Below are 14299 nucleotides of genomic sequence, written 5' to 3'. Positions count from 1 at the left end.
GCCGGGGCGGTTGCCGTTGTCGTACGCGCAGCGTCGGTTGTGGTTCGTGGACCGGTTGGAGGGTGCGAGCGCGCTGTACAACATTCCGTTGGTGGTGCGGTTGTCGGGTCGGGTGGATGTGGGGGCGCTGGGTGCGGCGCTGGGTGATGTGGTGGGGCGGCACGAGGCGTTGCGTACGCGGTTCCCGCAGGTGGAGGGGGAGCCGTATCAGGAGGTCGTGCCTGTTGCGGAGGCGCGGGTGGAGCTGCCGGTGGTGCCGGTGGCGGCCGGTGAGCTGGAGGCGAGGATCGAGGAGGTCTCCGGTCACGTCTTCGACCTGGCCGCCGAACTCCCGCTGCGTGCGGCCCTCCTGACCCTGGACGAGAACGAGAACGAGAACGAGAACGAGAACGAGAACGAGAACGAGGACGGGCACGAGGAGAGTTCCGTCCTCGTCCTCGTCGTGCACCACATCGCCGGTGACGGCTGGTCCCTGGCACCCCTGTGGCGGGACCTGTCCGCCGCCTACGCCGCGCGTCGGGCCGGGAGCACGCCCCGGTTCGCGCCGCTGCCCGTGCAGTACGCCGACTACACCCTGTGGCAGCGCGAGCTGCTCGGCGACGCGGCCGACCCCGGGAGCGTGCTGGCGGAGCAGGTCGCGCACTGGCGCACGGCACTCGAGGGCGTGCCCGAGGAGCTGTCCCTCCCCGCCGACCGGCCGCGACCGTCCGCCAAGACGCACCGGGGCGCGGCCGTTCCCGTGCGTGTCCCGGCCGGACTGCATGCGCGACTGGCCGAGTTGGCGCGGTCGGAGGGCGTGACGATGTTCATGGTGTGGCAGGCGGCGGTGGCCGTGCTGTTCTCGCGGCTGGGCGCGGGGGAGGACATCCCGCTGGGCGGCCCGGTCGCGGGCCGTACCGACGAGTCGCTGGAGGACCTGGTCGGGTGCTTCGTCAACACCCTCGTGCTGCGCACCGACCTGTCCGGCGACCCCGCCTTCACCGACGTACTCGCCCGCGTCCGCCGGGACACGCTGAGTGCCCTGCACCGGCAGGAGGTCCCGTTCGAGCGGCTGGTGGAGGAGCTGGCACCGCCCAGGTCGATGGGCCGCCACCCCTTCTTCCAGACCGTCCTCGAAGTGCAGTCCACCCCGCTCCTCGCGCCGGAACTGGACGGAGTGGACGTGGCGGTGCTGCCCCACGCGGTCCGCGACGCCAAGTTCGACCTCGACCTGCAGATCGCCGAGAGCTTCGACGCCGAAGGCCGCCCCACCGGCATGGCGGGCGAACTCGTCTACGCCGCCGACCTCTTCGACCACGCCACCGCCGAGACCCTGACCGCCCGGCTGCTGCGCGTCCTGGACGCCGTGGCCGACGCTCCGGGACGCCCCGTGCACACCGTCGACGTGCTCGACGACGCCGAGCGGCGCCGGCTGGTGGGGGAGTGGTCCCGCCGGCAGCCGGCGATCGCCGGCCCGGACGTCCGCGTCTTCGTCCTCGACGACCACCTCATGCCGGTCCCGCCCGGCGTCACCGGACTGCTCTACACCACCTGCGACGCGTCCGCGGACTCCACGGTCGCCTGCCCGTTCACCGAGGAGGAGTCCGTCATGCGACCCACCGGCGCACAGGCCCGCTGGGACGACGAGGGCCGCGTACACGTCGTGCCGGCCGACGACGCGGCGGCCCCCGAGCTGGACACGCAGCCGTCCGGGCCGGGGCGGTTGCCGTTGTCGTACGCGCAGCGTCGGTTGTGGTTCGTGGACCGGTTGGAGGGTGCGAGCGCGCTGTACAACATTCCGTTGGTGGTGCGTTTGTCGGGTCGGGTGGATGTGGGGGCGCTGGGTGCGGCGCTGGGTGATGTGGTGGGGCGGCACGAGGCGTTGCGTACGAGGTTCCCGCAGGTGGAGGGGGAGCCGTTCCAGGAGGTCGTGCCTGTTGCGGAGGCGCGGGTGGAGCTGCCGGTGGTGCCGGTGACGGCCGGTGAGCTGGAGGCGCGGATCGAGGAGGTCTCCGGTCACGTCTTCGACCTGGCCGGTGAACTCCCCGTGCATGCCGCGCTGCTGACGTCGGGCGAGGAGAGTTCCGTCCTCGTCCTCGTCGTGCACCACATCGCCGGTGACGGCTGGTCCCTGGCACCCCTGTGGCGGGACGTGTCGACGGCGTACGCGGCACGCCGCTCGGGCAAGACCCCGGACTTCCCCCCGCTGCCGGTGCAGTACGCCGACTACGCGCTGTGGCAGCAGCGGCTGTTCGGCGACGAGGACGCCGCCGGCAGCCGGCTCACCGCGCAGGTCGAGCACTGGCGGGCCACCCTCGACGGCGTCCCCCGCGAACTCGCCCTGCCGTTCGACCGGCCCCGACCGGCCAGGCCCGGACGCGGCGGCGGCTGGGCCGACATCGAAGTCCCCGCCGGACTGCACGCCCGGATGGCCGAGCTGGCGCGGTCGGAGGGCGTGACGATGTTCATGGTGTGGCAGGCGGCGGTGGCCGTACTGCTCTCGCGGCTGGGCGCGGGGGAGGACATCCCCCTGGGCAGCCCGGTCGCGGGCCGCACCGACGAGTCGCTGGAGGACCTGGTCGGGTTCTTCCTCAACACCCTCGTGCTGCGTACCGACCTGTCCGGCGACCCCGCCTTCACCGACGTGCTCGCCCGGGTGCGCGGCACGGCACTGGACGCCCTCGACCACCAGGACGTCCCCTTCGACCGCCTCGTGGAGAAGCTGGCACCCGCCCGCTACACCGACCGCGTCCCCTTCTTCCAGGTCCTGGTCGCCGTGCAGAACATGCCGCAGGCCCAGGTCGCGCTGCCCGGCCTGGACGTCGACGCCGGACCCGGCAAACCCACCACGGCCAAGGTCGACCTCGACGTCCAGGTCGTCGAACTCCACGACGCGGACGGAGCGCCGAGCGGCATGGCCGGAGGGCTCACCTACGCCACCGACCTCTTCGACCACTCCACCGCCGAGAGCCTCGTCGCCCGGCTGCTGCGCGTCCTGGACGCGGTCACCGCCGACCCCGCCCGCCGGGTCTCCCGCATCGACGTCTTCGACCCCGCCGAACGGCGGCGCCTGCTCACCGAGTCGAACGGCGCCCGCAGCGACACCCTGGCACTCACCGTCCCCGAGCTGTTCGCCGTCCGCGCCTCCCGCGCGCCGAAGGCCGTCGCCCTCGACACCGGGGCCGAACCGGTCACCTACGGACAACTGGACGCCCGCTCCAACCGGCTCGCCCACCACCTCATCGACCTCGGCATCGGCCCGGAGACCGTGGTCGCCGTCGTCATGGACCGCTCCCCGGACGTGGTCACCACCCTGCTGGCCGTACTCAAGGCGGGCGGCGCCTACCTCACGCTCGACCCCGCCCAACCCGACTCCCGCACCGCCGAAATGATCGCCCTCGCCGGAGCCGGGGTCTGCCTGGCCGACCAGCGGTACGCCGAAGCGGCGCGCGGCCGGTTCGCCACCGTCGTCGTCGCCGACGCGGGAGACGCCGAGTGGGCCGACCGGCCCGCCGGCACCGTCGCCGGACGCAGCCTGCCCGACCAGCTCGCCTACCTCATGTTCACCTCCGGCTCCACCGGCGAACCCAAGGGCATCGGCACCACCCACCGCGACATCGTGGACCTCGCCGGCGACCGCTGCTGGCAGTTCCCCGGCACCGCGCGCGGCATGTTCGCCGCGCCGCACACCTTCGACGGGTCCACCGTCGAGGTGTGGGTACGGCTGCTCACCGGCGGCACCCTGATCGTCACCCCGCCCGGGCGGACCGACGCCGCCCGCCTGCGTTCCCTCGTCGCCGACCACGGACTCACCCACGCCCATCTGACCGCCGGCCTGTTCCGGGTCATCGCCGAAGAGGACCCGGCCGCCTTCACCGGCGTCCACGACGTGCTCACCGGCGCCGACGTCGTCCCCAAGGAGGCGGTCCGCCGCGTCCTCGAAGCGGTCCCCGGCATCGTCGTCCGCAGCAGCTACGGGCCGACCGAGGCGACCGTCATCGCCACCCAGATCCCGCTCACCGAGCCCGACGCCCTGGGCGACGTCGTGTCGATCGGCCGCGCCATGGACAACACCGGCGTGTACGTCCTCGACGACAGCCTCCAACCGGTCCCGGCGGGCGTCGCGGGCGAGGCGTACATCGCGGGCGCCGGACTCGCCCGCGGCTACGTCGCCCGCCCCGGACTCACCGCCGAGCGGTTCGTGGCCTGCCCGTTCGACGTACCCGGCGCCCGCATGTACCGCACCGGGGACATCGTGCGCCGACGGGCCGACGGCGCGCTGGAGTTCGTGTCCCGGGCCGACGACCAGGTGAAGATCCGCGGATTCCGGGTCGAGCCCGGCGAGGTCGAGAAGATCCTGGCCGGACACCCCGCCGTCGCCCAGGCCGTCGTCACCGTCCGCGAGGACACCCCCGGAGACAAGCGCCTGGTGGCCCACCTGACCGCGGCGCCCGGCGAAGCCCTCCCGGACGTCCGGGAGTTCGTCGCCGGCCGGCTGCCCGAGTACCTCGTGCCGGACGCCGTCGTCGTCCTGGACCGACTGCCGCTCACCGCCAACGGCAAGGTGGACCGCGCGGCGCTGCCCGCCCCCGAGGCGGCGAGCACGGGCGCGGCACGCCGGCCGCCGTCCCTGCGCGAGGACCTCCTCTGCTCCGTCTTCGCCCAGGTCCTGGGCGTACCCCGGGTCGGGGTGGACGACGACTTCTTCGCCCTCGGCGGCCACTCGCTGCTGGCCGTGCGCCTGGTCAGCCGCATCCGCAGCGTCCTCGGCGCCGAGATCCCCGTACAGGCGGTCTTCGAGACCTCCACCGTCGCCGGTCTCGCCCCCACCGTCGAGGCCGCCGGCTCCACCGGCGTCCTGCGGCCCGCCCTCGCCGCCGGGCCCCGGCCCCCTCGGCTGCCGCTCTCCTACGCCCAGCGCCGCCTGTGGTTCGTGGACCGGCTGGAGGCGGCCGGACCCCTCTACAACGTCCCGCTCGCGCTCCGGCTGACCGGCGCACTCGACACCGGCGCACTCCGGGCGGCCTGGACCGACCTGCTCACCCGGCACGAGAGTCTGCGCACCCGGTTCCTGCACGCCGACGGCGACCCCTACCAGGACATCGTCTCCCTCGACGACTTCCCCCCGTACTTCGCCGTCGAGTCCGTGGGCCGCGGGGAACTGGAGGCCCGGATCGACGAGGCCGCCGGCCACGTCTTCGACCTCACCGCCGGACCGCCCGTGCGGGCCACCCTCCTCGACGTGGACGGGTCCGACACCGACGAGGCGGTGCTGGTCCTGGTCACGCACCACATCGTCGCCGACGGCTGGTCGATGGTCCCGCTGCTGCGCGACCTGTCCACCGCCTACACCGCCCGCCGGGCCGGCCGCGCCCCCGGCTGGGAACCGCTGCCCGTGCAGTACGCCGACCACACCCTGTGGCAGCGCGGTCTGCTGGGCGACGGCGACGACCCCGACAGCGTCCTCGCCGGCCAGGTGGCCCACTGGCGGGACGCGCTGGACGGCAGCCCCGAGGAACTGGCCCTGCCCACCGACCGGCCGCGTCCCGCCGTGGCGAGCCGCGAGGGCGGCTGGGTGCCCATGAGCGCGCCCGCCGACCTGCACGCCCGCCTGACGGAACTCGCCGTCGCCCAGGGGGCCACCGCCTTCATGGTGTGGCAGGCGGCGCTCGCCGTCCTGCTCTCCCGGCTGGGTGCCGGCCAGGACATCCCGATCGGCAGCCCCGTGGCGGGCCGCACCGACGAGGCCGCCGACGACCTGATCGGCTTCTTCGTCAACACCCTCGTGCTGCGCACCGACCTCTCCGGCGACCCCACCTTCACCGAGGTGCTCGGCAGGGTCCGCCGGTCGGCGCTGGGCGCCCTGGGACACCAGGACGTGCCGTTCGAGCGGCTGGTGGAGGAACTGGCACCCACGCGGTCCCGCGCCCGCCACCCCCTCTTCCAGATCCTGCTCGCGGTGCAGAACGTGCCCGCCGCCACCGTCGACCTGCCGGGCCTGCGCGTGGAGGCGCTCCCCACCGAACTGGGCCGCGCCAAGTTCGACCTCGACCTCCACGTCGCCGAAGCCTTCGACGACGAGGGCCGGCCCGCAGGCATCGACGGCGGCATCACCTACGCCGCCGACCTCTTCGACCGCACGACGGTGGAGGCCCTGCTCGACCGCCTCCTGCTCGTCCTGCACGCCGTCGTCGCCGACCCCTCCCGGCGCGTCCACGACATCGCCCTGCTCGACAGCGACGACCGGCACCGTGTCCTCACCGAGTGGAACCGCACCGAACGGGCCGCACCGGCCGCCACCGTGCCCGACCACTTCCGGGCCCAGGCCGCCCGCACCCCCGACGCCGCCGCCCTGGTCACCGACGGCGCCCGGACGACGTACGCCGAACTCGACGCCGCCTCCGACCGGCTGGCCCGCTACCTGACCCGGCACGGCGCGGGCCCCGGGCGCCTCGTCGCCGTCGTCATGGAGCGCTCGCCGGAGACGATCACCGCCCTCCTCGCCGTCCTGAAGACCGGCGGCGCCTACCTCCCCGTCGACGTCGGCTACCCCGCCGCCCGTATCGAACTGATGCTGCGCGACGCCGCCCCCGCCCTCCTCCTCACCACCACCGACCTCGCGGACCGGCTGCCCGGGAGCGCCGGCGGACCGGACCGCATCGTCCTCGACGACCCCTCGGTCCGGGACGCGGTGGCCGCGGAGGACGCCACCCCCACGGCCACGTCCCCGCACCCGGACTCCGCCGCCTACACCATCTACACCTCCGGATCCACCGGCACCCCCAAGGGCGTCGTCGCCACCCACCGCGCCGTCGACCGGCTCGTCCGCCCCGCCGACTACGCCGATCTGCGCGCCGGAGACGTCGTCTCCCACCTGGGGTCCGTCTCCTTCGACTCCACCACTTTCGACATCTGGGCCACCCTCCTCAACGGCGCGACCCTCGCCGTGGGCCCGGCGGGCTCCCCGTCCGTCGCCGACATCCGCGACTACCTCGCCCGGCACCGGGTCACCGTCGCCCTGCTGCCCACCGGACTGCTGCACCAGGTCATCGACCTCGACGTCGAGGCGCTGCGCGGCGTCCGCTCCGTACTGACCGGCGGCGAGGCGCTCTCCGTCGAACACTGCCGCACCCTGCTCGACACCCTGCCCGGCACCCGGCTGATGAACGGCTACGGCCCCACCGAGAGCGTCACCTACACCCACACCCACCCCGTCACCCGCGCGGACGTCGACAGCGGCCGGGCGATCCCGCTGGGCCGCCCGCTGGCCCGCACCCGCGCCTACGTCCTCGACGGCGCCCTGCGGCCCGTCCCCGTCGGCGTGCCCGGAGAGCTGTACATCGCGGGCGACGGCCTCGCCCGCGGCTACGCGAACCGTCCGGGCCTGAGCGCCGAGCGGTTCACCGCCTGCCCGTTCGAGGACGGCGGTGCCCGGATGTACCGCACCGGCGACCTCGTGCGGTGGCGGGCCGACGGGGTGCTGGAGTTCGTCGGCCGGGCCGACGACCAGGCCAAGATCGGCGGCTTCCGCGTCGAACCCGGGGAGGTGGAGGCCACCGTCTCCGCCCACCCCGACGTGGCCCAGGCCGTCGTCGTGGTCCGCGAGGACACCCCCGGCGACAAGCGCCTCGCCGCCTACGCGGCACCGGCGGACCCCGCCGTCTCCGGCCGTGAACTGGCCGACCGCATCCGGCACTTCGTCGCCGACCGGCTGCCGGACCACCTCGTGCCGCCGTTCGTGACCGTCCTGGACCGGCTGCCGCTCACCCCGAACGGGAAGGTCGACCGGGCCGGCCTGCCCGTCCCCGACCCGATGGCCGCCGTCAGCGTCGCACGCGGCCCTGCCTCGCCGTACGAGGAACTGCTCGGCGTCGTCTTCGCCGACGTGCTGCGCCTGCCCCGCGTCGGCGTCGACGACGACTTCTTCGCCCTGGGCGGGCACTCGCTGCTCGCGGTCCGGCTGGTCAGCCGCATCCGCGCCGTACTGGGCGCCGAGACCTCCGTGGCCACCGTCTTCGAGAACCCGACCGTGTCCGGCCTCGCGCGGCAGCTGACCCGGGCCGGCGGCCGGGCCCGTCCCGCCGTCGTTCCGATGCCCCGGCCACCGGTGCTGCCCCTGTCCTACGGCCAGAGCCGCCTCTGGTTCGTGGACCGCATCGAAGGCCCCAACCACCTCTACAACATCTGCCTCGTGCTGCGCCTCACCGGCGACCTGGACCCCGGGCTGCTGCGCCTGGCCCTCGCCGACGTCGTCGCCCGGCACGAGAGCCTGCGCACCACCTTCCCCCTCGTCGACGACGAGCCGAGCCAGCACGTCCTGGCCGTCGAGGAGGCGGCCGTGGACCTGCCGGTCACCGCCGTCACCGAGGAGGAACTGGCCGGCCGGCTCGACGCGCTCGCCGCCCACCCCTTCGACCTGGCCCGCGAACTGCCCCTGAAGACCGCGCTGTTCTCCCTGCGTCCGGGAGAATGGGTGCTCTCGGCGACCGTCCACCACATCGCCGGCGACGGATGGTCGATGGGCCCGCTGTGGCGGGACCTCTCGCAGGCGTACCTGGCGCGCGCCGCCGGACGCGCCCCCGAATGGGAACCGCTGCCTGTGCAGTACGCCGACCACACCCTGTGGCAGCGGGACTTCCTCGGCGACGTGGACGACCCCGACAGCGTGCTCGCCACACAGGTCGCCCACTGGAAGGAGCGGCTGCGGGACGCCCCCCAGGAGCTCGCCTTGCCCGTCGACCGGCCCCGACCGGCGGTGTCGGACCACCGGGCCGGACTGGTGCCGCTGAACATCCCGGCACCCCTGCACGCACGGCTGGCCGAGCTGGCACTCGGACAGGGCGTCACCATGTTCATGCTGCTGCACGCGGCGGTCGCGGTGCTGCTGTCGAAGAGCGGCGCCGGACGCGACATCGTGCTGGGCAGCCCCGTCGCCGGCCGCACCGACCAGGCCCTGGACGACCTCGTCGGCTACTTCGCGGGCACCCTGGTGCTGCGCACCGACCTGTCGGGGGACCCCGACTTCCTGGAACTGCTCGACCGGGTGCGCACGGCCGGACTGGACGCCTTCGAGCACCAGGACGTGCCCTTCGAGAGGCTGGTGGAGGAGCTGGCCCCGGCCCGCTCCATGGCCCGCAACCCCCTGTTCCAGGTGATGCTCGCCGTGCAGAACAACCAGCGGGGCACGCTCAGCCTCCCCGGCGTGCAGGTGCGCGAGGAGCCGGCCGGGGCCCTGACGGCCCGGTTCGACCTGGACTTCGAGGTCCGGGAGAGCTTCGACGAGTCGGGCGCGCCCGCCGGACTCGACGGAGAGGTCGTCTATGCCGCCGAACTCTTCGACCGCTCCACCGTGCAGACGCTCACCGCGCGGCTCCTGCGGGTCCTGGAGACGGTGGCCGCCGACCCCACCCTCCCGGTGACCCGCGTCGACCTCCTCGACGACGCCGAGCGGCGGCGCGTCACCGAGGAGTGGAACGACACCGCCGGCCCCCTCCCGGACGGCACCCTCGCCGGGCTCTTCGACCGGCAGGCCGCCCGCACCCCCGACGCCGTCGCCCTGGTCCACGACGGCGCGGAGATCACCTACGCCGAACTCGACGAGCGCTCCGGCCGGCTCGCCCGGCACCTCATCGGCCTCGGAGCCGCGCCGGAGACCCTGGTCGGCGTGGCCCTCGACCGGTCGGTGGAACAGATCGTCGCGCTCCTGGCCGTCGTCAGGACCGGCGCCGCCTACCTGCCCGTCGACCCCGGCCAGCCGCGGCGGCGCACCGACCTCGTGCTCACCGACGCCTCGCCGGTCCTCGTGCTGAGCACCGCGGAGACCACGGCCCGGCTCGGCGGCACCGAGGCCGGAACGCCGGCCCGGTGGATCGACCTCGACGGGCCCCTGGCCGACGGGCTCCGGGACACCCCGGCGCCCGCGGCCGTCACCGACGCCGACCGGGGGACGCCGCTGCGGCCGCACCACCCGGCCTACGTGATGTACACCTCCGGCTCCACCGGCACCCCGAAGGGCGTCGTCGTCCCGCACTCCGGCGTGGTCAACCAACTGGCCTGGATGCAGGAGGAGTACCGCCTCGAACCGGCCGACCGCATGCTGCAGCGGGCGTCGTTCGGCTTCGACGCCTCGGTGTGGGAGATCTTCTGGCCCCTGCTGAACGGTGCGGCGGTGGTCCTGAGCGGCCCCGGCTCCCACGCGGACCCCGAGTACCTCGCCGACCTCGTCGACCGGGAACGGGTGACCGTCGCCCAGTTCGTCCCCTCCGTGCTGCGGACATTCCTCGACGGCGGCGCCGCCGGGCGGTGCACGAGCCTGCGGACGGTCCTCTGCCTCGGCGAGGCGCTCCCGGCCGCCGTGCGCGACCGCTTCCGGCAGACCCTGGACGCGGAGCTGCACAACCTCTACGGCCCCACCGAGGCGTCCGTCGCCGTCACCGCCTGGCCGTGCGACGCGGCACAGGACGGCGCCTCCGTGCCCATCGGACGCCCCCTGCGCAACATCAGGGCGTACGTCCTCGACGACGGCCTGCTGCCCGTGCCCCCCGGCACCGCCGGTGAACTGTACGTCGCCGGCACCGGCCTGGCCCGCGGCTACCTGGGCCGGCCGGTACTCACCTCCGAGCGCTTCGTGGCCTGCCCGTACGGACCGGCGGGCGAGCGGATGTACCGCACCGGCGACATCGTGCGCTGGACGGCCGGGGGCCACCTGGAGTTCCTCGACCGCGCGGACGACCAGGTGAAGATCCGCGGCTTCCGGGTCGAGCCGGGCGAGGTCGAGGCGACCCTGGCCACCCACCCGGAGGTCGCCCAGGCCGCCGTCGTCACCCGCGAGGGCCCCGGCGGCGACCCCGCCCTCGTCGGCTACCTGGTACCGGCCGCCGCCGGCGACGACGGGGCGGACCTGGTGGCGCAGGTCAGGGAGTACCTGGCGGAGCGCCTCCCGGAGCACCTGGTGCCGCCCGTGCTGACGCCGCTGGACACGCTGCCGCTCACCCCCAACGGCAAACTCGACCGGGCCGCCCTGCCCGCCCCCGACTACACCGCCCTCGCGACCGGCGGCCGGGCACCCGCCACCCTGCGCGAGCAGCTGCTGTGCTCCGTCTTCGAGCAGGTGCTCGGCGTCTCACCCGTCGGCGTCGACGCGAGCTTCTTCGACCTCGGCGGCCACTCGCTGCTCGCCGTACGGCTCGTCAACCGCATCAGGGTGGTCGTCGGCGCCGACGTCCCGGTCCGGGCCGTGTTCGAGGCACCCACCGTCGCCGGCCTGCTGGCCTGGATCGCCCGGGAGGGACGGCAGGGGACCGCCGACGTGCTGGTGCCCATGCGCTCCACGGGCGAAAGGCCCCCGCTGTTCTGCGCCCACACCGTGCTCGGCCTCGGCTGGGAGTACGGCTGGCTCACCGACGCCGCGCCGGGCGACCAGCCGCTGTACGCCCTGCGCCCCCGCGGCATGGACACCGGCAGCGCGGAACTGCCCGACTCGCTGCCCCGGATGGCCGCCGACTACGTCGAGCAGATCCGCACCGTGCAGCCCGCCGGCCCCTACCACCTGCTCGGCTGGTCCTTCGGCGGCAACGTCGTCCAGGAGATGGCGGCCCAGCTCCAGGACGCGGGAGAAGAGGTGGCCGCCCTCGTCCTGCTGGACTCCAGCCCCGTGGACGGCCCCGCCACCGCCGAGCAGCGGGCGGGCTTCGCCGAACAGGAGGAGACGGTGGCCGGCGCACTCACCGGTGAGGAGCACGAGGCGTACCTCCGCATCGTCCGCAACAACACCCGCATCCTGCTCGCCCACCGCACCCGGAAGACCACCGGCACCCTGCTGCTCGTCTCCGCCGACTCCGAGACGAAGGCGGCACTGTGGCGCCCCTTCGTCTCCGGCGAGGTACGGGAGCACGTGCTCGACTGCGCCCACCGCGACATGCTCCTGAACCCGGACGTCGTCCGGCGGATCTGGGACATCGCGGCGGGCGAGCTGGAACCGACCGACACCGACGACACCGACACCGACAACGACCCCGACCGGGCGTAACGGCCCGGCGGACCGAAGCCCCTGCGAGACGAGGATGGCCGTGGGCGACCCCCTGTACACCGTCACCACCATGCCGACGCGACGCCGGCCCGACCGGCCGTTCGACCCGCCGGCCGAACTGCTCGAAGCCCGCCGCCACGGCCCCATCAGCCGCTACGTCTTCCCCGGCGGCGTCGACGGATGGCTGGTCACCGGATACGACCTCATCCGGTCGGTGCTGGCCGACCCCCGGTTCAGCTCGCGCTGGGAACTCCTGCGCCACCCGACCGTCGACCACGGGGACGTCGAACTCGAACCGGCGCCCCCGGGCGAGTTCCTCTTCATGGACGAACCACGCCACGGCCGCTACCGCAAGCCGCTGATGGGCAAGTTCACCGTGCGGCGCATGCGGCTGCTGACCCGACGCATCGAGGAGATCACCGCCGAACACCTCGACGCCATGGAACTGGCCGGAGGGCCCACCGACCTGGTGACCGCCTACGCCAAACCCATCCCCGCCGTCACCATCTGCGAACTGCTGGGCGTCCCGCACGAGGAGCGCGCCACCTTCCAGAAACAGGTCGACGCCTTCCGGGACCTGGAGTCCGACCGCGACGACCTCATAGCGGCCTACCACGCGACCCGCGCCCACCTCGCCGCGCTGGTGGCCGCCAAACGCGCCCGCCCCACCGACGACGTGCTCAGCGAACTCACCGACGGGGACCTCACCGACGAGGAACTGGTCGGGATGTCCCTCTTCCTGCTCGCGGCCGGACTCGACACCACCATGCACATGATCGGTCTCGGCACCTTCGCGCTGCTGCGCCACCCCGAACAGCTCGCCGCGCTGCGCGCCGACCCCGCGCTCGCCGACCGGGCCGTGGAGGAGCTGCTGCGCTACCTGAGCGTCGGCAAGACCTTCATGCGGACGGCACTGCGGGACGTGGAACTCGGCGGGCACACCGTCAAGGCCGGCACCTCACTGATCCTGAGCTACAACACGGCCAACCGCGACCCCGAGCGCTTCACCGACCCCCACCGGCTCGACCTGCACCGCCAGGAGGGCGCGCACATCGCCTTCGGACACGGCATCCACCAGTGCCTGGGCCAGCAACTGGCCCGCGTCCAGATGAAGGTGGCGTTCCCGGCCCTGGTCAACCGCTTCCCGACGCTGCGCCTCGCCGTACCCGCCGAGCAGATCGCCCTGCGCCCCGAGGCGGAGATCGCGGACGTCTACGGCGTGAAGAGCCTGCCCGTCACCTGGGACGCGTAGACGCGTAACTGTGGCGAACGTGGATGCCGTCCGGCCCCCGCCACGGCAGATTGTGACCGATCCGCTGCCCCTCCCGTGCACCAGTGAGGAACGTCGCCATGAGTGATCAGACACTGACTCAAGCACCGCGCCGGTACAAGTCGCCGCAGCAGGACAGTGCCCGCTGGGACGACTTCCCGCTGCGCGAGGGCGACATCGTCGTCAGCAGTCCGGCGAAGGCCGGTACGACATGGGTGCAGATGATCTGTGCGCTGCTCGTGTTCCAGACCCCGGAACTCCCCAAGCCGCTGTCTGCCCTGTCGCCGTGGCTGGACCAGCTCTTCACGCCGCAGGACCAGATGTACGCGCTGCTCGCCGAGCAGGAGCACCGGCGCGTCATCAAGACGCACGTCCCGCTCGACGGACTGCCCCTCGACCCGCGCGTCAGCTACCTCGTCGTCAACCGGCACCCCCTGGACCGGGCCCTGTCCATGTACCACCAGGTCGCCAACGTCCGCGCCGAGTGGCTGCGCGCCTTCAACAGCGACCAGGACTCCGAGAAGTACTCCGGGCGGGCTCGCGAGTACCTGCTGAACTGGTGCCGCGCCGGCGAGTCCGACGGCTGGGAGCAGGACGTGGCCGCCGCCGAACTCCACCACCCGCTCGACGCCTGGAACCGGCGTGACGAGCCGAACGTACGGCTGCTGCACTACGAGGACCTGTGCGCCGACCTGGAGGGCCAGATGGCGGCGCTGGCCGAGTGGCTGGGCATCACCGTGGACCCGGCCGTCTGGCCGGAGCTGGTGCGGGCGGCGACCTTCGACGAGATGAAGGGCCGCGCGGAGCACCTGGCGCCGGACAAGGAGATCCTCGCGGACCCCGCGGAGTTCTTCCGCTCGGGACGCTCCGGTGGCGCCCGCGGCGTCCTGACCGACGCCGACCTCGACGCCTACCACGAGCGCGTCGGTGCCCTCGCCCCGAAGGAGTTCCTCGACTGGCTGCACGGCGGAGCGGCGGGCGGCGCCCGCCCGTGACGCCTGCCCGGCGGTTCGCCGACGCGG

General features: G+C 73.7%; 3 protein-coding genes. All 3 read left to right on the top strand.

The annotated features are described in order from the left end of the window. Positions 1-10: 10 nt before the first annotated feature. The 3 genes from IG94_RS0133535 (at position 11) to IG94_RS0133525 (ending at position 14272) form a co-directional block, all read left to right on the top strand. On the top strand, positions 11-12007 hold the full coding sequence (locus IG94_RS0133535) for an amino acid adenylation domain-containing protein (protein ID WP_078892527.1): 11997 nt from the start codon (positions 11-13) through the stop codon (positions 12005-12007). 34 nt (positions 12008-12041) lie between these two features. After that, positions 12042-13259 (top strand): cytochrome P450, encoded by a 1218-nt coding sequence (locus IG94_RS0133530; protein WP_031046205.1) that lies wholly within the window; start codon positions 12042-12044, stop codon positions 13257-13259. 98 nt (positions 13260-13357) lie between these two features. Next, positions 13358-14272 (top strand): sulfotransferase domain-containing protein, encoded by a 915-nt coding sequence (locus IG94_RS0133525; RefSeq protein WP_031046203.1) that lies wholly within the window; start codon positions 13358-13360, stop codon positions 14270-14272. The last annotated feature ends 27 nt before the right edge of the window (positions 14273-14299 follow it).

Origin of the sequence: Streptomyces olivaceus (genome assembly GCF_000721235.1) — a bacterium.
Lineage (GTDB): Bacteria > Actinomycetota > Actinomycetes > Streptomycetales > Streptomycetaceae > Streptomyces > Streptomyces olivaceus.
The sequence above is the reverse complement of the archived record's forward strand: the minus strand, read 5'-3'. Positions and strand labels throughout refer to the sequence as shown.

Bases quoted from the DNA above. Each gene is read 5' to 3' on its own strand.
- IG94_RS0133525 (WP_031046203.1), top strand. From the start codon at position 13,358: ATGAGTGATCAGACACTGACTCAAGCACCGCGCCGGTACAAGTCGCCG.
- IG94_RS0133530 (WP_031046205.1), top strand. From the start codon at position 12,042: ATGGCCGTGGGCGACCCCCTGTACACCGTCACCACCATGCCGACGCGA.